The 20547-nt window shown below is 36.2% G+C and carries 15 protein-coding genes; 14 read left to right on the forward strand and 1 reads right to left on the reverse strand.

Annotated elements, in window-relative coordinates; all coding sequences use genetic code 11:
* Positions 1-76 precede the first annotated feature (76 nt).
* The 8 genes from allC (at position 77) to arcC (ending at position 9587) form a co-directional block, all read left to right on the forward strand.
* The gene (allC, locus tag AC4BC4_RS04715; RefSeq protein ID WP_490476937.1) at positions 77-1303 is read left to right on the forward strand and encodes an allantoate deiminase; all 1227 of its coding nucleotides are present in this window, start codon (positions 77-79) and stop codon (positions 1301-1303) included.
* A 22-nt stretch (positions 1304-1325) separates the two neighbouring features.
* Complete coding sequence (gene allE, locus AC4BC4_RS04720) at positions 1326-2111, forward strand: (S)-ureidoglycine aminohydrolase (RefSeq protein WP_490476938.1); 786 nt, start codon at positions 1326-1328, stop codon at positions 2109-2111.
* Between the two features lie 19 nt (positions 2112-2130).
* Entirely contained in the window at positions 2131-3198 is a 1068-nt protein-coding gene (gene allD, locus AC4BC4_RS04725) for an ureidoglycolate dehydrogenase (protein WP_438758603.1), read from the forward strand.
* A 211-nt stretch (positions 3199-3409) separates the two neighbouring features.
* Positions 3410-4459 carry an ureidoglycolate dehydrogenase gene (allD, locus tag AC4BC4_RS04730; RefSeq protein WP_490476939.1) on the forward strand — a complete coding sequence of 350 codons (1050 nt, stop codon included), beginning with the start codon at positions 3410-3412 and terminating at the stop codon, positions 4457-4459.
* Positions 4460-4613: 154 nt separating this feature from the next.
* The gene (gene fdrA / locus AC4BC4_RS04735; RefSeq protein ID WP_490476940.1) at positions 4614-6371 is read left to right on the forward strand and encodes an acyl-CoA synthetase FdrA; all 1758 of its coding nucleotides are present in this window, start codon (positions 4614-4616) and stop codon (positions 6369-6371) included.
* 135 nt (positions 6372-6506) lie between these two features.
* Positions 6507-7775: a YlbE family protein gene (locus AC4BC4_RS04740; protein ID WP_490476941.1), complete on the forward strand. Its 1269-nt coding sequence runs from the start codon at positions 6507-6509 to the stop codon at positions 7773-7775.
* A gap of 3 nt (positions 7776-7778) precedes the next feature.
* Complete coding sequence (locus AC4BC4_RS04745) at positions 7779-8636, forward strand: oxamate carbamoyltransferase subunit AllH family protein (protein WP_490476942.1); 858 nt, start codon at positions 7779-7781, stop codon at positions 8634-8636.
* 12 nt (positions 8637-8648) lie between these two features.
* Positions 8649-9587, forward strand: a complete 939-nt coding sequence (gene arcC, locus AC4BC4_RS04750) for a carbamate kinase (protein ID WP_490476943.1) — start codon at positions 8649-8651, stop codon at positions 9585-9587.
* Between the two features lie 59 nt (positions 9588-9646).
* Here arcC and AC4BC4_RS04755 read toward each other — a convergent pair whose 3' ends face one another.
* The gene (locus AC4BC4_RS04755; RefSeq protein WP_490476944.1) at positions 9647-11284 is read right to left on the reverse strand and encodes a PucR family transcriptional regulator; all 1638 of its coding nucleotides are present in this window, start codon (positions 11282-11284) and stop codon (positions 9647-9649) included.
* 329 nt (positions 11285-11613) lie between these two features.
* Here AC4BC4_RS04755 and AC4BC4_RS04760 point away from each other — a divergent pair, with 329 nt between their 5' ends.
* The 6 genes from AC4BC4_RS04760 (at position 11614) to AC4BC4_RS04785 (ending at position 20257) form a co-directional block, all read left to right on the forward strand.
* Positions 11614-12822 (forward strand): pyridoxal-phosphate-dependent aminotransferase family protein, encoded by a 1209-nt coding sequence (locus AC4BC4_RS04760; RefSeq protein ID WP_438758610.1) that lies wholly within the window; start codon positions 11614-11616, stop codon positions 12820-12822.
* A 212-nt stretch (positions 12823-13034) separates the two neighbouring features.
* The gene (locus AC4BC4_RS04765; RefSeq protein WP_490476945.1) at positions 13035-14318 is read left to right on the forward strand and encodes an MFS transporter; all 1284 of its coding nucleotides are present in this window, start codon (positions 13035-13037) and stop codon (positions 14316-14318) included.
* 163 nt (positions 14319-14481) lie between these two features.
* Complete coding sequence (gene allW / locus AC4BC4_RS04770; protein ID WP_490476946.1) at positions 14482-15942, forward strand: allantoin permease; 1461 nt, start codon at positions 14482-14484, stop codon at positions 15940-15942.
* Positions 15943-16038: 96 nt separating this feature from the next.
* Positions 16039-17406 (forward strand): allantoinase AllB, encoded by a 1368-nt coding sequence (gene allB / locus AC4BC4_RS04775; protein WP_490476947.1) that lies wholly within the window; start codon positions 16039-16041, stop codon positions 17404-17406.
* A 121-nt stretch (positions 17407-17527) separates the two neighbouring features.
* Positions 17528-18766 carry an MFS transporter gene (locus AC4BC4_RS04780; RefSeq protein WP_490476948.1) on the forward strand — a complete coding sequence of 413 codons (1239 nt, stop codon included), beginning with the start codon at positions 17528-17530 and terminating at the stop codon, positions 18764-18766.
* Between the two features lie 159 nt (positions 18767-18925).
* Positions 18926-20257, forward strand: a complete 1332-nt coding sequence (locus AC4BC4_RS04785) for a hypothetical protein (RefSeq protein ID WP_490476949.1) — start codon at positions 18926-18928, stop codon at positions 20255-20257.
* The last annotated feature ends 290 nt before the right edge of the window (positions 20258-20547 follow it).

Here is a 20547-nt window from a genome sequence, read left to right on the forward strand (position 1 = left end):
TGTGAAATGTGGATAGTGTATGAAAACGGGCAACCGCTTACAATAGTTATGATAATAAAAGAGGGAGATGTATCAAATGGACTTAAAAAAAGTTTTACAAGAAAATATCGATCACTTATCTACTATTGGCAACGATCCAACAGGTGGAATGACGCGCCTATTATATTCTGATTCTTGGTTGGAAGCGCAAAAATCTGTAAAAGAAAAATTAGAAGCAATCGGCATGACGGCTTCATTTGATGAGATCGGAAACCTCTTTGGTAGAGTAGAAGGAACTGAATACCCACAAGAAACGATTTTATCAGGCTCACACATCGATACAGTTGTTAATGGTGGAAACTTAGATGGCCAATTTGGTGTAATAGCAGCCTATGTCGCTATTCAATATTTACTAGAAACACATGGCAAACCAAAACGTTCATTAGAGATCATCTCAATGGCTGAAGAAGAAGGTAGTCGTTTCCCAACAGTATTCTGGGGTAGCAAGAACTTTGTTGGTGAAGCGAAAAAAGAAGACGTTATTGAAATTGCTGACTTTGAAGGATTGAAGTTTGTTGAAGAAATGCAACGTCATGGGTTTGATTTCAAAGATGAGAATAAAGCAGCTAGAGATGACATTAAGGCTTTTGTAGAAATTCATATCGAACAAGGAACAGTACTTGAGAAAGAACAACTACAAATTGGTGTTGTAAATAATATCGCTGGACAAAGACGTTACACAATCGTCTTAAAAGGTGAAGCGAATCATGCTGGAACAACACCGATGGGGTATCGTAAAGATGCAGTGTATGGATTTGCTAAAATTTGTTCTGAAGCAATCGATCGTGCATTGAAAGTTGGCGATCCTCTTGTTTTAACTTTTGGTAAAGTGGAACCAAAACCTAATACTGTCAACGTTGTACCTGGTGAAGTTCTATTTACAATGGATTGCCGTCATACGGATAGCGAAGAACTTCATGCATTCACAAAAGAAATTGAACAATTAATGAAAGATATCGCTGCTGAACATGGTTTAGAGATCGATATTGATTTATGGATGGATGAAGCACCCGTTCCAATGAATGAAGAGATTGTCAAAGCAATCGAAACAGCAGCTATTGCTGAAAACATGAAATACAAAGTCATGCACAGTGGCGCAGGACATGATTCTCAAATCATTGCACCTAATTTCCCAACAGCTATGATTTTCGTGCCAAGTATTAATGGTATCAGCCATAATCCTGCAGAAGCAACTGATATCGATGACTTAGTCAACGGTGTTAAAGTTTTAGCCAGCACATTATATGAACTAGCTTATAAATAAAAGAAAGTAGGAGAAATAAAAAATGGGTTATAAAAATAATCAAACAGGTTATCTTGACGGACTATTATCTTCAAGAGCTGTTATTAAAAAAAATAATTATGCATTACTCCCTCATGATGGGTTAGTAAATAATGTGATACCTGGTTTTGAAAATTGTGATTGTTCGATTTTAGGGTCTAAACAATTAGGAGCGAATTTTGTTGATTACATCATCACATTGCACAAAGATGGAAAAAACCAACGTGGTTTTGGTGGTGAAGGTGTCGAAACTATTGTCTATGTTATCGATGGCGTATTAAACGTAAATGATGGAAACGAAACACACAAAGTAACAAAAGGTGGCTATGTATATCTTCCAGCCAGCACATTGATGTATTTAGAAAATGGTCAAGATGCTGATACAGAAATTTTCTTATACAAAAAACGCTATCAGCCATTGGAAGGCTACGAAGCGCATAAGGTAGTTGGAAACGTTAATGACATGGAACCAATCGAATATGAAGGTATGAAAGATGTCCTTTTATGGGACTTTTTACCAAAAGATTTAGGATTTGACATGAACTTCCATATTCTATCATTTGAGCCTGGAGCAAGTCATGGCTATATCGAAACACATTACCAAGAACATGGTGCTTACTTACTTTCTGGACAAGGTATGTATAACTTAGATAACGAATGGATGCCGGTCGAAAAAGGAGATTACATCTTTATGAGCTCATATGTACAGCAAGCAGCCTACGCTGTTGGTCGTGATGAGCCGTTGATGTACGTGTATTCAAAAGATTGCAACCGTGATCCAGAAATTTAATGTAGAGGAAGTTTAAGAAATGAATGAAACTGTTGTAGTGAAACCAGAAGAATTGCATGAATTGATTGAAAAAAAATTGACAACAGCTGGTTTAAAGCCAGAACATGCAGACGAAGTGGCGACACATTTGGTATTTGCAGACGCATGCGGCATTCACTCGCATGGAGCCGTACGGGTAGAATATTATGCAGAACAAATCGATAAAGGCGGTGTAACGCTTGATCCAAAAATCGAATTTGAAGAAACTGGACCAAGTTCAGGTATTGTCCATGGTAAGAATGGTGCGGGACAATTCGTTGCAAATATTGGATTGGGCTATGCTATTGATATGGCGAAAAAATCTGGAGTTGCAGCAGTTGGAATTTCAAAAATCAGCCATAGTGGAGCATTATCTTATTATGTGAAAAAAGCAGCTCAGCAAGATTTGATAGCAATTGCCATGTGTCAATCAGATCCGATGGTTGTCCCTTTTGGTGGTAAAGAAAACTATTTCGGCACCAATCCGATTGCCTTTGCCGCTCCTCGAAAAGGCCATGAGCCAGTTGTATTTGATATGGCAACCACCGTTCAAGCATGGGGGAAAGTATTGGATGCACGCTCGAAAAATAAAGAAATTCCTGATACTTGGGCAGTCGATAAAGAGGGAAAACCTACCACTGATCCCCATAAAGTCAATGGACTATTGCCGATTGCTGGGCCAAAAGGCTATGGCTTGATGATGATGGTGGATATCTTATCCGGGATGCTGTTAGGCTTACCATTTGGTAAACATGTTTCTTCTATGTATGACGATATAAGCAAAGGACGCAATGTTGGTCAATTGTATATTTTGATCGATCCAAAACGGTTCACGGATTTAGATATGTTCAAAGAATCAGTCGATGGTATGGTGGAAGAGCTACATGAGATTCCAGCAGCGGATGGATTTAAACAAGTATATTATCCAGGAGAGATCAATCAAATCAATTATGAAAAATCAATGACTGATGGAATCGACATCGTTAAAGATATTTATGATTATTTAAAGAGTGATACACTTCATTTTGATCGATACGAAAATACGAATGCTTTTGGTGAGAAAAAATAAAATTGTTATGAAACTAGGATCCATTACAAAAAAGGTTGTTGGTTTGTATAAGTATTAGCGAAGCGGAGAATTGTTGCCGTATGTTTTCTAGTTGCGCGAGCCAGCTTCGCTTTTACTTTGAAACACAGTAAATAAAATGAGTTGCTGTTAAAAAGTAGAAGGTGTAGCAAAGCAAAACATTGTTACTGATAATAAAAGGAGGCGTTTTAAAATGAGAGTAAAAAAAGCGGATTTACATCAACTAATCAAAGATAAAATTCAAAAAGCTGGTTTGTCAGAGGAACATGCAGGAATCGTAAGTGATGTTTTAACCTTTGCAGATGCTAGAGGAATTCATTCCCACGGTGCGATGCGGGTGGAATATTATTCAGAAAGAATAGCAAAAGGCGGAATCACGAATGATCCTACTTTTTCTTTTAAACAAACAGCTCCTAGCTGTGGTATGTTTGAAGGCGATAATGGCTCTGGATTTGTTGCAGCAGAAAAAGCAATGGATCTAGCGATTGAAATGGCCAAAAAAAATGGAGTAGCTGTTGTTGGAGTTCGCAATATCTCTCATAGCGGAGCGCTTGCTTATTATGTTGAAAGAGCAGCAGAACAAGATATGGTCGCACTCTCAGTTTGTCAATCAGATCCGATGGTTGTCCCATTTGGTGGAAGTGAGCCGTACTTTGGAACGAATCCTATTGCCTTTGCAGCACCTAGCAATGATGAACGTGTTATCACGTTTGATATGGCAACGACGGTTCAGGCATGGGGCAAAATTTTGCATGCTCGTTCTAAAAAAGAAGCTATACCAGATTCATGGGCAGTAGATGCAAAAGGAAATCCGACAACAGATTCTACAGCTGTCAATGCTTTATTACCGATTGCAGGTCCAAAAGGGTATGGGTTGATGATGATGGTAGACATTTTATCTGGTATTTTACTAGGCGTGCCATTTGGCAAACACGTATCTTCCATGTATCATGATTTATCTAAAGGACGCGAATTAGGTCAACTTCATATTGTGATCAATCCAGATTTCTTCATTGGGTTGGATGTATTCAAAAAAAGTATTTCAACAATGTTGGATGAGCTAAAAGAAATCAATCCAAGTCCTGGTTTTACAGAAGTCAATTATCCAGGTGAGCGAGGACGCGCACGTGAGAAAAATTATGAAGAAAATGGAATTGAAATCGTGGATGATATCTACGAATACTTAATTAGTGACGCTATTCATTATGATCGCTATGATCATAAAAATAAATTTGCAGAATAACCTTTTTGCAAAATAAATTATTTAGCTATGTGAACTAGTCTCTAGGAGAAAAGACAAAATCTGATTGTGGCGAAGAGCGCGACGCTCATATTTTCTTATTTTTCTGTTAAGGTTGAACGATCTACTACACTTTTAAACAAATGGAGGAATTTCAATGCTACACACAATAATTAAAGCGAATAGCTATCAAGATTCGATCGTATTGATGCTATTAACGAACAAATTAAATACGATCGATGGAGTCGATAATGTTTCTGTAATGATGGGTACACCTGCAAATAAAGATATTTTCAAAACAGGTGGTTTATACACAGATGAATTAGAAAAAGCTTCTTCTAACGACATGGTGATCGTGTTAGACATTGAAGATGATTCATTGATTGATCAAGTCTTAGAAGAAATCGATGTATTTCTTGAAGAACAAACAAAAGGTGGCGGCGAAACTTCTGGAGAAGAGGTCGTAAAAACTTGGGATAAAGCATTCGAGCTTGGTAAAGATGCTGGAGTAGTTGTGTTTTCTATTCCTGGTACCCATGCTGCACTGGAAATTGAAAAAGCTTTGGATGAAGGAAAGCATGTTTTTTGTTTTAGTGATAATGTTACAATCGAAGATGAAAAACGTTTAAAAGAAAAAGCACATGATGCAGGTCTTTTGTTAATGGGACCAGACTGTGGTACTGGGATTATTAATGGGATTCCAGTTGCGTTTACGAATGCTGTTCGTAAAGGAAAAATTGGTGTTGTCGGCGCCTCTGGAACTGGTATTCAAGAAGTGACAACGATTATCCACAAATTAGGTGGCGGCGTAACGAACGCAATAGGGACTGGTGGACGTGACTTAAAAGCTGAAATTGGCGGAGTTACATTAAAAGACAGTATCATGACGTTAGAGAAAGATCCTAATACAGAAGTCATCGTCGTGATCTCAAAACCACCTGCACCAGAAGTTCGTGATGAAGTATTAAATCTTTTGAGAAGTATTTCAAAACCTGCTGTCACAATTTTCTTAGGAGAAAAACCGACCTCACATGAAGAAAATCTTTATCGTGCTTACACATTAGAAGAGGCTGCACAAACAGCAGTTCAATTACTGAATAAAGAAGCGGTCAAAGCTGTAAAAGAAACACTGACAGTTCCAGCTCATTCTTTAAAACCAGAACAAAAATATGTTAAAGGTTTGTACTCTGGTGGTACTCTTGCGTATGAAGCAGCTATGTTGATCAAAGAAGGTCTAGCATTAACAGGTGACGAACATGCACCAGAAGGCTTTATCTTAAAAGATCAAGGACATGAAATTATTGATTTAGGAGATGATGTTTACACACAAGGAAAACCTCATCCAATGATCGATCCAACGAAACGTAAAGAAATGTTAGAAGAAGCAGGAAAAGATCCTAAAACAGCAATCATTTTATTAGATGTTGTATTAGGTTATGGTTCTCACGCTAATATGGCACAAGAGTTGGCACCAACGATCAAAGAAATTAAAGAACAAGCAGCGAATGAAGGAAGAGAATTATTTGTAATCGGTACGATTGTTGGGACAGATGAAGACCCTCAAAATATCCATGAACAAGAAACAATCATGAAAGAGGCTGGTGTGATTCTTTGTGATAGTAATGCGCAAGCTGTTCGTTTAGCACTAGCTATTTTAGATCATCCATTGACTCAGACCGATAAAGCAATCGAAGCAACACCAAAAGTAACACCAGTTGTGATTGAACCAACTGAAGAAATGTTAGCATTGTTGACGAATCAAGGATTTATCAATGTAGGCTTACGCAGTTTCTCAGAAGCAATCATCAATCATGGTGGAAAAGTTGTCCAATATGACTGGCAACCAGTTGCAGGTGGAAATATCACGCTGCAAAAAGCATTACAGTTTTTAAATAAAGTGAAATTAGGTAAATAAATTATTCAGCTTACTGAGCTAACTCCTCAGAAAAAAGACAAAAATAGATTGTGATAAAGAGCAATACATTCGATTTTTACTATTTTCTGTCGGAGCTAATCAAGCTCATTCAGCTTTCAACGGAGGAAAATCAAAATGTCATACAAAACTATCGATGAAGCAAATCAGGCAGTAGCCGCAAAAATCGTTGCTGGTTCTCCTTTCTTATTGGACGTAGTTTCAGCAAAAACAGTTATCAAAGAATTAAATGAAGGAAAGGTCTTGCTTCATGCAGGACCTCCAATCACGTACGATAAAATGGTCGATCCAATCCAAGGCGCTTGTGTAGGTGCAGCATTATTTGAAGAATGGTGTGAAACTGAAGAAGAAGCAAGACAGATGCTAGAATCAGGAGAAGTAAAATTAATTCCATGTCATCATGTCAATGCTGTTGGACCAATGGGAGGGATCACTTCCGCAAATATGGCCGTTTTAGTTGTTGAAAATAAAACAGACGGTAATCGTGCTTTTTGTACAATGAATGAAGGAATCGGTGCAGTGTTACGTTTTGGCGCTTATTCTGATGAAGTAATTACTCGTTTAAGATGGATGAGAGATACTTTAGCACCTGTTTTAAGTGCAGCCTTAAAAACAAAAGAAGACGGCTTAAACGTTAATGTATTGGTTGCTAAAGCAATTGCAATGGGTGATGAATTCCACCAACGTAATATTGCAGCATCATTAGCATTTTTAAAAGAAATGGCGCCGATCATAGTCGGTTTAACTGAAATCGACCAAACAAAACGGGAAGAAGTAGTGCAATTTTTAGCAGATACAGATCAATTTTTCTTAAATATCATGATGGCTTCAGCGAAAGCTGTTATGGATGGTGCGAGACAAATTCAAGAAGGAACGATCGTAACTGCGATGTGTAGAAATGGTTACGAATTTGGTATCCGTATTGCTGGAATGGGCGATGAATGGTTCACAGGACCTGTAAACACGCCTCAAGGATTATACTTCTCTGGTTTTAGTGAAGCTGATGCAGCTCCTGATATGGGAGACAGTGCCATCACTGAGACATTTGGTGTTGGTGGTATGGCCATGATCGCAGCTCCTGCTGTAACACGTTTCGTTGGTTCAGGTGGTTTTTATGATGCACTGAATACAAGTAATGAAATGACAGAAATTTGTATCGACACAAACCCTAATTTCCCCGTTCCAACTTGGGACTTTAAAGGAATTTGTTTAGGAATCGATGCAAGAAAAGTTGTCGAAACAGGCATTCTTCCTGTGATCAACACAGGAATCGCAAATAAAAAAGCAGGCTTGGGTCAAATTGGTGCAGGAACAGTAACACCGCCAATCGATTGCTTTGAAAAAGCAGTTTTAGCTTATGCCAAAAAATTAGGTTTTGCAGAATAAAAGGTGAAAATATTGTTTGTTAATGCTTGTTTTATAGATCAACTTCTTTTAATCGATAATGCTGAAAATCAAAAATGGCAGGTTCATAGTAAATATAAAAATAGTTTCAATATTCAAGATGCGAGGAAACAACAGTTAGTGGTCATTACGACCACTAACTATCCTTTTATGCCGAACGGAATTTATTTGCAATCTGATGATTTTTCACACGTTTTATCGACGATTGAAATTGAGGAACAAATTACGTGGGAGCAAAATTGTTTGCATTTTTCTAAAAATCATCTATTGCTGACACACGGGAAACCGTATTCGTCGTTAGTGGATAAGGCAACGATGAGCTTGATGGAAATAAGTCAAAAAAAATTATTTTCATATTCAAAGTCTCTCATAAAAGAAACAGGGAACCACTATTCATTAGCTCAGTTTTTGAAAGAGACGAACCCATTTAAAGAAGCGATTGTTGCGCTGTGTTCTGAAAATCAGTTACAGCAAAAATTAGGTTTAGACTTTCTTATAGGTAGAGGTATGGGATTAACACCATCAGGAGATGACATGATTGTTGGACATCTTGCTGCAAGAATTCTATTGGATAAAGAAAGTTCTCTCTTGACCGAACTATTACTTACTGAACTGTTAGCAGAACAGTCTGTTACAACAGATATCAGCAAGCATTATTTGTTATGCGGACTATCAGGTCGTTTTAGTGAACCTGTTCTTAAACTAATTGAAGCATTAACGACAAATAGCACTGAAGAAAAAATTGAAAAAATAGTTAAGACAGTCATTTCGGTAGGGCACACATCAGGTGTTGATTTATTGGCAGGCTTTTTAACAACAATCCAAATATTAGGGACTAAATGAAGGAGGATTTTTATGGCAAATCGTGTCGTAATAGCATTGGGAGGCAATGCTATTTTAAAACCAAACCAAGAAGCAACGCTTGAGGTACAGCTAAATAATGTCAAACTCAGTGCAGAACTAGTTGCAAAAATTGAAGAGATCGATTATGAAATCGTTTTAACACATGGCAATGGTCCACAAGTAGGAAATATTTTAAGACAAAATGAAGAGGCAAAAGATGTGGTTCCACCATTTCCTTTAGATGTATGTAATGCTGAATCACAAGGATTTATTGGTTATATGTTAGAGCAAAGTTTAAAAAATTCATTAGAAACAAAAGGTTTGACGAGCAATGTTATTACGTTACTTACACAAACAGAAGTTTCAGCGGATGACGAAGCTTTTAACAATCCAAATAAACCAATTGGTATTTTTTATTCAGAAGAAGAAGCGAAACAAATGGAGCAAGAAAAAAATTGGGTGATGATGGAAGATGCTGGACGTGGTTATCGTCGTGTTGTGACTTCTCCACAACCAAAAGCGATCCATGGTGTGGATGCGATCGTTAATTTATTAAACCGAAATACGATCGTGATTGCAGGAGGCGGAGGCGGAATCCCCGTCGTTCGTGATCAAGATGGTTTATTAAAAGGAATCGAAGCTGTTATCGATAAAGATCGCACTGGTAAGAAGCTAGCGGAACAAGTCGATGCTGATGTGTTCATGATGCTGACAGATGTAAGCAATGTATACATCAACTACGGTAAAGAAAATCAAGAAAAACTAGAGACGATTACGGTAAAACAGGCACAACAATATATGGATGAAGGTCATTTTGCTGATGGTAGCATGGGTCCGAAGATGGAAGCTGCAATTGGGTTTGCTGCTCAAGGGAATACAGCGATCATTTGTTCTTTGGAAGAAGCTGATCAAGCATTATTAGGCAGAGCAGGGACAAGAATTGTAGGATAAGTGAATAAAAAATAAGTTAGAAGAAATGAGTTGTATTTCTTCTAACTTATTTTTGCTTATTAATGTTGATTGGATCGTTCTGACAACTCTAATGCTAAACGCAAATTCAAGCTAATTGTCGGATCTTGAATATTTTTTTCAAGTAATTTGGCACAGTGATCGATTCTATATTTAATCGTATTACGATGTAAATACATTTCTTTGGCTGTTTTTGAAATTTCACATTGAAAACTTAAATAACATTGCAAGGTCTTACGAAGTTCAATAAATGAATCTTCAATAGGATAGGCAAGTTCTTTTAGTGTTGTTTCACAGAAATAATGAATGTCTTCCAAACTCATTTTCTCAAATAAACTTTTCATTCCTTTAGGGTGATAGCGATGAGTAAGTGTACCATTTGTCATTGTGAGCATTTCTTCGTAAGCAGTTTTTGCTTCAATGAAGGAACTTGCGATTTGTTCAATCGTTTCATATAGATTTCCCAAAGCAAAAGTCAAAGTAATCGGAAGTTTTTCAGATAATTCCATAGATAATTCGCTTAAAATTTTTTCTAAATCATCCACTCTACTTTGGATCAAAATGGCTAAGTGATTGGTATTTTTTACTTTAAAAATACTGATATGTTTGATTCTAGGTGGTAAAGATTCCAATAGCCATTGAAATGCAACATCACTTTCTTCTTGTTGGTATTTGATTTTTGTTGCAGTTGTTTTTGTTTGGGTGCAAACGGCATAGACAACTTGATACTGCGTGCTTTTCTTTAGACCATAATTTGTACCTAAATCAAGCCAATCACGGCTAGATTGATGAGGCGTTTGTTGGTATTCAACTAGCTGACCTAAAAAATCACTTTTGAGAAAATCTAAGGATTCTTGTACTTTTTGATTTTTATATAGCATAAAGGATAAGACTAAACAGGCTTGTTCTACTGCAAATTCTGACATCGGATAAGGAACTTGTTGTGGGTTTAAAATCAGCAAATGGTGAGGAAAATAGCTATTTGCATTGACTGAAAAACCAGCAATCTGTAACGGCTCTTGATTCAAATCTTTGATCATAAATGATGCATGACTATCCTCATTCCAACTATCGTATTTATTGATCAGTTGCTCAACATAATATTCGGCTGGTTTTGATGTTTGTGTGAAGTGTTTTGAATGAGCAATTACTTTGCGATATGGACTTAACAAAATCACAGGTGCATTGATCATTTTACCAAAATCAGCAACAAAACGGGCAATACTTACATCGTGAATCAGTAAATCAGAAAAGCGTTTTTGAATATCTAAGGCGTAGCTCAGTTGTTCTGTTTTAGTATCCCATAAATAATTTAGTAATTGGTGTAATACAGCACCCAAAGGTTGAGTGCTTGGTACTTGAACAACTGGAAAATTGATTTGATTTGCATAAGCAACGACTTCCGGATCGATAGCTTCGATAAAACGTCCTACCTTAATACCGATGCCAGCTGCGTCTTGTTCTTTTAAAGAATCAATCAATGTAATAAGCTCTTTTTGATTATTTTTATAAACCATTGCAGTAGTTAAAAGGAAAATATTTTTTGGAATAAAATCTGACACGTCAGGAGTTTCTGAAATTTCGATACTATTCACGATCGTATTAGCTTTTGTAGGATTAGTTAATAATTTTAAGTCGGAAAATCTTGGTATTTTTAATAAATCTTCTAAAGTGGTCAATGGGTTTCCTCCTAAATATAAAAGCTGAACAGGGTAAAATGTATGTATGATGAGCTTATTTAGACTTACTAGAAAAAGGTTGGCTTTTTCCGATTGTCCAGCTCAGGATGATAGATAAGGAGTAGTGACAACAATAGTTTAAGTCACCACATAATATCTAATTATTAGTTCAGTTTTTTTTACCTATTTCTATTCTAAATGATAGCTTGTGCAGATTCAAGAATGTTTTGTACATAATAACCGAAAATTCATTTTTTTTATTCAAAAGTGACAATGACTTTTTCTGATATAAAGGTAGGATGAAGTTAAAACAGAAAAGAGGAATAGTTATGTTTTCAGAGATATCAGTACCAAGTAGAACAATCATGACACCAGGTCCAGTTGAGGCTCATCCAGTAGCATTGAGAGCAATGTCTGCTTCTATTTTAGGTCAATTTGATCCAGCTTTTTTACAAATAATGGATGAAGTGAAAGAAATGATCAAAATTCCTTTTGGCACAAAAAATGAACAGGCATTTGCAGTTGATGGAACATCTCGTTCTGGATTAGAAGCGGCATTGATTGCCTTGATCGAACCAGGCGATAAAGTTTTGATCCCAGTCTATGGTCGTTTTGCGTACCTTTTAGGAGAAATCTGTGAGCGTGCTAAAGCAGAAATTCATTATCTTGAAAAAGAATGGGACGCTCCATTTGAACAAGAAACAGTAATTGAAGAAATTAAGAAATTTCAACCGAAAATTGTCGCTATGGTTCATGGTGAAACAGCCAATGGCCAAATGCAATCGATGGAAAAAATTGGTCAACACTGTAAAGAAAATGATATTTTCTTTGTCGTAGATATGGTTGCGACATATGGTGGTGTGCCTCTTGAAGTTGATGCATGGGGTGTTGATATTGCTATTGCTGGAACACAAAAATGTGTGAGTGTTCCGTCAGGTTTATCATTGATCACATACAATGACCGAGTGGAAAAAGTTCTTACAAGTCGTTATCAAAAAGAATTGGGACTAAGTAAAGATATTCGCAATAAAAATCATATCAGCAGTAATTATCTTGATTTAAGTCAGTTACAACGCTATTGGAGCGAAGAGCGGATCAATCATCATACTGAAGCGACAAGCATGATCTACGGGCTACATGAAGGTCTGAGAATGATGCTCAAAGAAGGTATGGACAATGTTTATGCTAGACATGCTCAAAATGATCAAGCGATCGTTGCGGGTATTAAAGCAATGGGCTTAGGTTTTTATGGTGATTTAACGACTAAAATGCCAACAGTTACACCTATTATGATTCCGGCTGGAATCGACGGTGAAAAAGTTCGTGCCCTGATGCTTGATGATTTTGGTGTAGAAATAGCTTCATCTTTTGGTGCGCTTCAAGGAAAAGTTTGGCGTATCGGAAATATGGGCTACAGCAGCAGAAAATCTAATGTACTTCATGTATTATCTGCTTTGGAAGGTGCGCTTAATTATTATGGGGCCGATATCAATAAAGGTGAGGCTGTAAAAGCAGCATTATCGATTTACAAAAAATAGGAAAATAGTAAAAATTGTTTGTGTGAAAAAACAAGTGATTGTTTATTTTGCACAAACTTTTTAACAAGTTTGTGAAAAATAATGATGCATGAAAGTTTGCTACCGCTTACAATTGAAACGAATAAGAAGTTATTTATTTAAATGTTTGAAGTGGAATTACACAAACATTTTACCCATGAAACATTTAAAAAATAACATATGGAGGATAAGAGATGGATGCAAAAAGTAAGGGTTCCGGAATGGACTATTGGAAAAAAATTGTTATTTTGTTATGTGCAGGTTGGGTAACGATATGGGTGTATCGTTCAGCGCTATCACCAGCATATCCGCAAATAAATGAATCTCTTGGCGGAAATATCACAGATACAGCGTTAGGTTTCATCTCTACTTGTTACTTTTTTGGATATGTAGCAATGCAAATTCCAGCAGGTTTCTTAGTAGATAAGATCGGAAAGAAAAAAGTATTGATTCCTGGATTTATTGTTTTTGGGATCGCCGCTTTCTTGATTTCTCAAGCAACGAATATCCAAATGATTTATTTTGGTAGTGTTTTAGCAGGTTTGGGTTGTGGATCTTTTTATGGATCAGCCTATTCATTAACTTCTCAAAACATTCCACGAGAAAAAAGAAGTTTTTCTACTGCAATTGTAAACAGTGGATCAGCTGTTGGTTCAGGTTTAGGCTTGATTTTATCTAGTTTCTTAGTTGTTCAATTACAATTCCCATGGCAAACAATGATGTACATTTCTGTAGCATTGATCGCTGTGATGTTAGTGGCATTTGTTGCAATTATTCGTAATAATAAAGAAGATGCTGAATTTTTAGCACAATCAGAAGCAGCTGAGGCAGCAGAAGCAGCAGCTGCTGCACCAGAAGCGCCAGTAGTAGAAAAAGAACATGTTTCAATCAAAAAATTATTTGCACCAAAAATGTTATTTGCTTATATTTTATACTTTGCTACTTGTTATGCATACTATATGACCGTTACTTGGTTGCCAAACTTCTTGGGAACTGAACGTGGATTTGAAGGTGCCGCAATTGGATTTTCTGCTTCTCTTGTAGCGTTTGCGTCGATTCCAGGAGCATTATTTTTCAGCCGTTTAGCTGATAAATTTATGCATAAAAAAGTACAGTTTATCGTTATCTTAGAATTTTTAGCGGCAGCAATGCTACTATTGACCGTACAAGCAACAAATTCAACATTGTTATTAATTGGTTTGATTTTATATGGATTTTTAGGTAAACTAGCTGTAGAGCCGATCATTATTTCTTGGCTTGGAGAAAACGCACCTAAAGTTGGTATCGGGACAACACTTGGTGTATTTAACTTTTTTGGAATGATATCCTCAGTTATTGCTCCGACCTTGACAGGATCGATTTCGGATGCAACTGGTTCAAAAGAAATGGGCTTTTATATTTCAGTCATTTTATTAGTGGTTGGAACGGCGTTATTCTTATTAGCAAACTTAAACAAAAAGAAAGCAGCTGCTCAATAAGTAGTTGTAATCATAGGAGATAAAAAAACGATGTGTTTAGTTTCTGAAACTAATATAGTAGAAAGAGACTAAACACATCCTATTTTTTCTCTAAAAGCAATACATAAAATAATATACTATTTGGCATATCACGGCATGTAAGCGCTTAAAGGGAGGCGGAACAATGGAACAACAAGATTATCAAATTACTGAAGAAGAACTTCAACGTTATCGAGAGCGTGGCTATAATGAAGATCTACTTCCTAAACCGTTGTCGAAAAGAATGATGGGAAAAATGAACTATTTTACGTTATGGATGGGCTCAGTGCATAATATTCCTAATTATACAGCGGTAGGAGGATTTTTATTTTTAGGACTTTCTCCAATTAATATTATGTTGGCTTTGGTGATAAGTGCGATGGCAGTCGCTTTGTTTATGACCTTTAATGGTCGGGCAGGATCGAAGTATGGCATTCCTTTTGCCATTCATTTGCGGTCAACTTATGGAGATATTGGTGCGAAGCTACCAGGTTTTCTTAGAGGAGGTGTAGCTGCAATCGCTTGGTTTGGATTGCAGAATTATACAGGCTCATTAGCGTTATTGATTTTAATTGGTAAAATTTGGCCTGACTTTTTAAATCTTGGCGGAGATACAATGATTTTTGGTATTTCTATTCCAGGATTGATCGCTTTTACAATATTTTGGGCAGTGAATATGTTGATTGGTTTTGGTGGAGGTAAAATTCTTAATAAGTTCACTGCTATTTTGAGCCCGCTGATTTATATTGTATTTGGCGGAATGGCGATTTGGGCGATTGGTGCAGCAGGTGGTTTAGGACCAATTTTATCTTATGATGTTACAGGAGCTGTTCATAATATTTCACCAGTGTTTGTTTATTTTATGATTATTAATTCAGTTTTGGCAGTCTGGGCAGCACCTGGTTCAAGTGTGTCAGATTTCACTCAAAATGCAAAATCAACGAAAGATCAAACGATTGGTCAAACTGCTAGTTTTTTAGTTGGGTATGGGATATTTGCTTTTTCAAGTGTAGTGATTTTAATCGGAGGTTCTATTCGTTATGGTATTCAGGAATGGAATATTTTAAATATCGTGAATCGTTGGGATAATTCATTTGCTATTATTGTTGCGATGTTGGTATTCTTATTAACAACAGTATCTACAAATGCAACAGGAAATATCATTCCGGCTGCTTATCAGTTATGTGCATTATTTCCTAAGAAAGTTGATTATAAAAAAGGAGTGCTGCTTGCCAGTATCATTAGTTTTCTGATCATGCCGTGGAAACTAATGGAGAATGCAGATAGTATTTTCATTTTCTTAAATACAATCGGTGCAGTATTAGGACCTGTTGCGGGGACAATGATTGCTAACTACTATTTTGTTCAGAAACAAAAAATCGATTTGAATCAGTTGTATATGGATCCAAAAGCGGATAATAGTCATAATATCTACAAAGGGTTAAATAAACCTGCATATGTTGCTACTGTTGTGGCGTTGGTTGTTTGTTTAAGTGGTAATTTTATTCCGGCTTTAAAAATAATTTCTGATATTTCTTGGATTTCTGGTTTTGTATCTGCTTTTGTTTTATATTTATTATTAAGGAAATTCTTTGATAAAAAATAAGTTGTTACAAGTTATCACAATGACGAGCAGTATAAATGTATATTACCTAGCTATTTAGGTAAGCCTGTTTAGCTATTAAATTTAGGAGGAAGACAAATGAGTTATGATTTAGTGATCAAAAATGGTTTAGTGATTTTGGAATCAGGAGAAGTTAAGACAGATGTGGCTGTAAAAGATGGTTTGATTGCAGCAATCGGCCATGATCTTGGTGACGCTGAGCATGTCGTTGATGCAGCAGGTTTAGTTGTAAGTCCAGGAATGGTGGATGCTCACGTGCATATTACGGATCCAGGCGGCGGTTATCGCGATCAATGGGAAGGATATATCACTGGGACAGCTTCATGTGCAAAAGGCGGCGTTACTTCCTTTATGGAAATGCCTTTAAACCAAGTACCAGCAACAGTCGATGGGGAATCCCTTGAAATAAAATACGATGCGGGTAAAGGTAAATTGAAATCCGATGTTGGTTCATTTGGCGGTTTAGTACCATTTAATCTGACAGGCGGTATTCAAGAGTTAGATGATGGCGGAGTAGCGGCATATAAATGTTTCATGGCAACTTGTGGTGACCGTAGTATTGATGGTGATTTTATGAATGTAGATGATTATTCTCTTTATGAAGGAATGAAACAAGTTGCTAAAACAGGAAAAGTTCTAGCAATTCATGCAGAAAATGCAGCAATCACAGATAAACTAGGAGAAATTGCCTATAAAAATGGAGAAACAACACTAAAAGCTTATGTTGAAAGCCGTCCAGTCTTTACAGAAGTTGAGCCAATTCGTAGAGCCATTTTGTTTGCTAAAGAAACTGGTTGTCGTATTCACATCTGTCATATTGCTTGTCCAGAAGGTGTAGAAGAAGTCACAAAGGCAAGAGAAGCTGGTGTTGATGTCACATGTGAAACGTGCACGCATTACCTATATTTCGATACAGATGAATTAGATGCAATTGGACCAGTTGTAAAATGCTCACCGCCGATCCGTGACAAGGAAAATCAAAATGGTATGTGGGAAAAAGTCTTGTCAGGTGAAATTGATTTTGTAACATCTGATCATTCTCCTTGTACGCCTGATTTAAAAGATAAAGACAATGCTTTTGAAGCGTGGGGCGGAATCTCAGGTGTTCAAAATAATGTAGATGTTCTTTTTGATGAAGGAGTTCAAAAAAGAGGCATGTCATTGAAACAGTTTGCAGATATTATTGCTGCAAATCCTTCTGATCGCTATGATTTGGATCAAAAAGGTCGAATCAGTGTTGGGAAAGATGCTGACTTTGTCTTGATCAAACCAAATGCGCCATATACGCTAAAAGCTGAAGATTTAGAATATCGTAATAAAATCAGTCCTTACATTGGCCGTGAAATTGGTGCTCAAGTTATGCAAACTATTTTAAGAGGTCATGTTATCTATACAAAAGAAGAGGGAGTTTCAACTGATTTCGTTGGTACTTTTATCAAGAAGTAGTTAAGTTAATAAGATAAGAGAAAGATCAGGCATGATAATAGCTATTGTCTGATCATTCTTTCTTTTGAGAATAAGTAGCTACTTATTTAGTTATTTAGCCTGATAAAGGAGAATGTGTACGATGTATGAACAAAAAAAGTCGAATGAACGAATACCATATTGGAAACAGATCATATATATATTAACGATTGGTTGGATCGTTATTTGGATTTATCGAACTGTATTAACGCCTATTTATCCAATCATCAGTGATTATTTTGGAGGAGCAACAGATGCCCAGCTTGGTCAGATTTCAAGTTTTTATTTTTTAGGCTATGTTTGCATGCAAATCCCTTCAGGGGTGTTGGTAGATAAAATAGGTAAGAAACAAATTCTGATTCCTGGATTTTTATTATTTGGTCTAGGTGCATTGATTGTTGGAGTAGCACAAAGTATGGGCGTTGTTTTTATCGGGAGTATTTTAGCAGGCCTGGGTTGTGGGACGTATTACGGTGTCGCCTATTCTTTGACCGCAGAATATGTACCTGTATCTAAGAGAAGCTTATCAACGGCTGTTGTCAATAGTGGAACGGCGATAGGTAGCGGCTTAGGGTTGATTTCTTCCAGTTACTTAGTAGGAACAGGTGTCTTGCCTTGGCAAGCCTTGATATTTGCTACAGTTGTGTTGATTTTATTAGCAGTAGCTATGTTTTTACGCTTTATTCGATTAGAGAAACCAAAAAAAATAATCAAAAAACAATCTGAAGGAACCCCAAAAATTTCGATTAAGGCTCTTTTTAAGCCTCGAATGATTTCTGCTTATATCCTGTATTTTTCAACATTGTATACGTACTATTTGATCGATACATGGTTGCCAAATTTTTTGGAAACAGAAAAAGGTTTTTCAGGAACATCAGTAGGGCTAGCTTCATCATTAGTATTTTTTACAGCAATACCCGGTGCCCTAATTTTTAGCCGAATTGCAGATGGTATTCCAAAGAAAAAAATACAAATGATCATCCTACTCGAATTATTAGCAGCTAGTGTTTTATTTATTACAGTGACAACAACAAATCAAACGATTTTAGTGGTAGGAATTATGGCCTACGGGTTCTTTGGCAAGTTAGCAGTTGAGCCGATCATTATTTCATGGTTAGGAGAATCCGCACCTAAAGGTAGTGTTGCAACGATGTATGGTGTATTTAACTTCTTTGGTATGTCAGCATCCGTTATTGTTCCATCATTAACCGGGAAAATCTCTGATATTACTGGATCTAAACTATATGCATTTTATTTAGCAATTCTAATTATAGTGATTGGGACCTTATTATTTTACTTGATAAATCGTTTCATTGGGGAAAAAAATAAAATGGCTAATTGATCATTCATAAAAAATACCTTACTTTTTTGATTCCTTAAAATCAAAAGAAAAAGGTGTTTTTTTATTTTTCAAAAATCTACTTTAGAATTCTAAGAGTATATTAGATGAAGTCTGTCTTTATTTTCGTTATACTTGATTTAAAGAAACGAGGTGGGGCAAATGGAAAAAACTGAGAAAATATATATGGTAATCGCACGGACTGATTTTTCTTTAGAACAGTTGAAACAAGATGTTTTGGATTGGGTGAGCTTTTTACGTATTGTAAGCATACCAAAAAGTTATCGTTTTGGTGATGAAAAAGCACAAACATTTGATTTTCAAAAAATCATTCATCAGGTTCAACAACTTACAGAAGAAGAAAATATATGGATTAAAGTAAACAGTCAAGGCGGAGAATTTCAGCTCCATATCTCTAAGTTAACTCTTCATGAGCGAACGATTCTAGAAAATACAATTTTTTTAGATAATCAAACGATGATTGAAGACTATTGCGAAACCCGAATGATTAGAAATGGCATATACGCTTATATTCGACCGTTAGATGAATATTTATATAATAATGTTGAGCGTATTGAAAAAAGAACATTTGAAACAGATAGTGAGATTGAAAAATTACCTAAACGGTACAATAGTGAAAAAGAAGTGATCGTTGATTGTAATCAATTTGCTGGTTATGACATTCATTTTAAAGGGTTGTGTTTGACTTCATGCTGGAAGATGTATTATTCAAGTTTATACTATCAAATTATTCCTAAACCGATTTTCTTAGAAGTACAGCAAGTTCACGCTGTAGAAGAAATGGCTAATCAAGTGATCAAAGTGACGTTATTCAAAAACCCGTTTAATTGGGCGTTGCCTATTAATCAAAAGTATCAGCGCTTGTTTAGGGATCAGATGGGGTATGATCAATTGGTTTGGAATAATGGGACCGGCGTGTTACGAGCTCCTTATATTGAATATGCTTTTGCTGAAGATGTTACACAAACGGTGCAGTATCAAAATAGTTATTATCAGCCTGTTGAAAAGAAAAGTGCAACGTACTTTGTTACTAGAAGTTATGATATTCCACATCAAAAATATATCGTAAATCGCACAAAAGGAATGTTGAACGCGCAAGCTTACTTTCCGTGGATCGATGAGAAAAGTCGTAAGATGATGAATTACCGTGTATTGAATCCGGAAATGGCAATAGATGATGGACTCTCAGCGTACGAGTTTTATATACGGCAGTTTTTGGAAATCGATGTTTTGGATCAAAAATATGATGAATTTGTCTCTGTTTTACGCATTTATCTGCCAAAAGAAGCAATCAAAGAGATTCCTTTAGAAGCCTTATGGGAAAAATTGTTTGATGTGAATATTAGTAATTTAAAACAAAAAGAAGCATCTACCCGTTTTGATTTGAAAAAGGCTAAGAATCATTTACGTGTTGTATTTTTGGATTCAAGTTATTTAGAAACAATGCATCAGACGCTTGATATTAGTGAGTAAATGATATATGTATCAAAATAGGGTGTGAGCCAAAAGTAAATCCTACTTTTCGCTCGCACCCTAAATGCGAATAGACAGTTGAAACAGAAGTAACACTTACTTTCCCAGCCTCTAAAACAATATCAATTTAGCAATTCTTTCTCCGTTAATAACGAACTTAGCATCGGTCACAAAACTTGCTTCATTGCAAGATAGATAAATAATACTATTCTTCAAAAGATGAATCCAACAACATTTTCGCGGGTAAAATCCCAATATTATTGGCCAAAATATCGATTTTTCCGTATTTA

This window comes from Enterococcus sp. AMC1086, from assembly GCF_058216575.1.

What these genes read in the sequence shown, in the direction of transcription:
- allC (WP_490476937.1), top strand. Translation starts at nt 77, where the DNA reads ATGGACTTAAAAAAAGTTTTACAAGAAAATATCGATCACTTATCTACT.
- allE (WP_490476938.1), top strand. Translation starts at nt 1,326, where the DNA reads ATGGGTTATAAAAATAATCAAACAGGTTATCTTGACGGACTATTATCT.
- allD (WP_438758603.1), top strand. Translation starts at nt 2,131, where the DNA reads ATGAATGAAACTGTTGTAGTGAAACCAGAAGAATTGCATGAATTGATT.
- allD (WP_490476939.1), top strand. Translation starts at nt 3,410, where the DNA reads ATGAGAGTAAAAAAAGCGGATTTACATCAACTAATCAAAGATAAAATT.
- fdrA (WP_490476940.1), top strand. Translation starts at nt 4,614, where the DNA reads ATGCTACACACAATAATTAAAGCGAATAGCTATCAAGATTCGATCGTA.
- AC4BC4_RS04740 (WP_490476941.1), top strand. Translation starts at nt 6,507, where the DNA reads ATGTCATACAAAACTATCGATGAAGCAAATCAGGCAGTAGCCGCAAAA.
- arcC (WP_490476943.1), top strand. Translation starts at nt 8,649, where the DNA reads ATGGCAAATCGTGTCGTAATAGCATTGGGAGGCAATGCTATTTTAAAA.
- AC4BC4_RS04760 (WP_438758610.1), top strand. Translation starts at nt 11,614, where the DNA reads ATGTTTTCAGAGATATCAGTACCAAGTAGAACAATCATGACACCAGGT.
- AC4BC4_RS04765 (WP_490476945.1), top strand. Translation starts at nt 13,035, where the DNA reads ATGGATGCAAAAAGTAAGGGTTCCGGAATGGACTATTGGAAAAAAATT.
- allW (WP_490476946.1), top strand. Translation starts at nt 14,482, where the DNA reads ATGGAACAACAAGATTATCAAATTACTGAAGAAGAACTTCAACGTTAT.
- allB (WP_490476947.1), top strand. Translation starts at nt 16,039, where the DNA reads ATGAGTTATGATTTAGTGATCAAAAATGGTTTAGTGATTTTGGAATCA.
- AC4BC4_RS04780 (WP_490476948.1), top strand. Translation starts at nt 17,528, where the DNA reads ATGTATGAACAAAAAAAGTCGAATGAACGAATACCATATTGGAAACAG.
- AC4BC4_RS04785 (WP_490476949.1), top strand. Translation starts at nt 18,926, where the DNA reads ATGGAAAAAACTGAGAAAATATATATGGTAATCGCACGGACTGATTTT.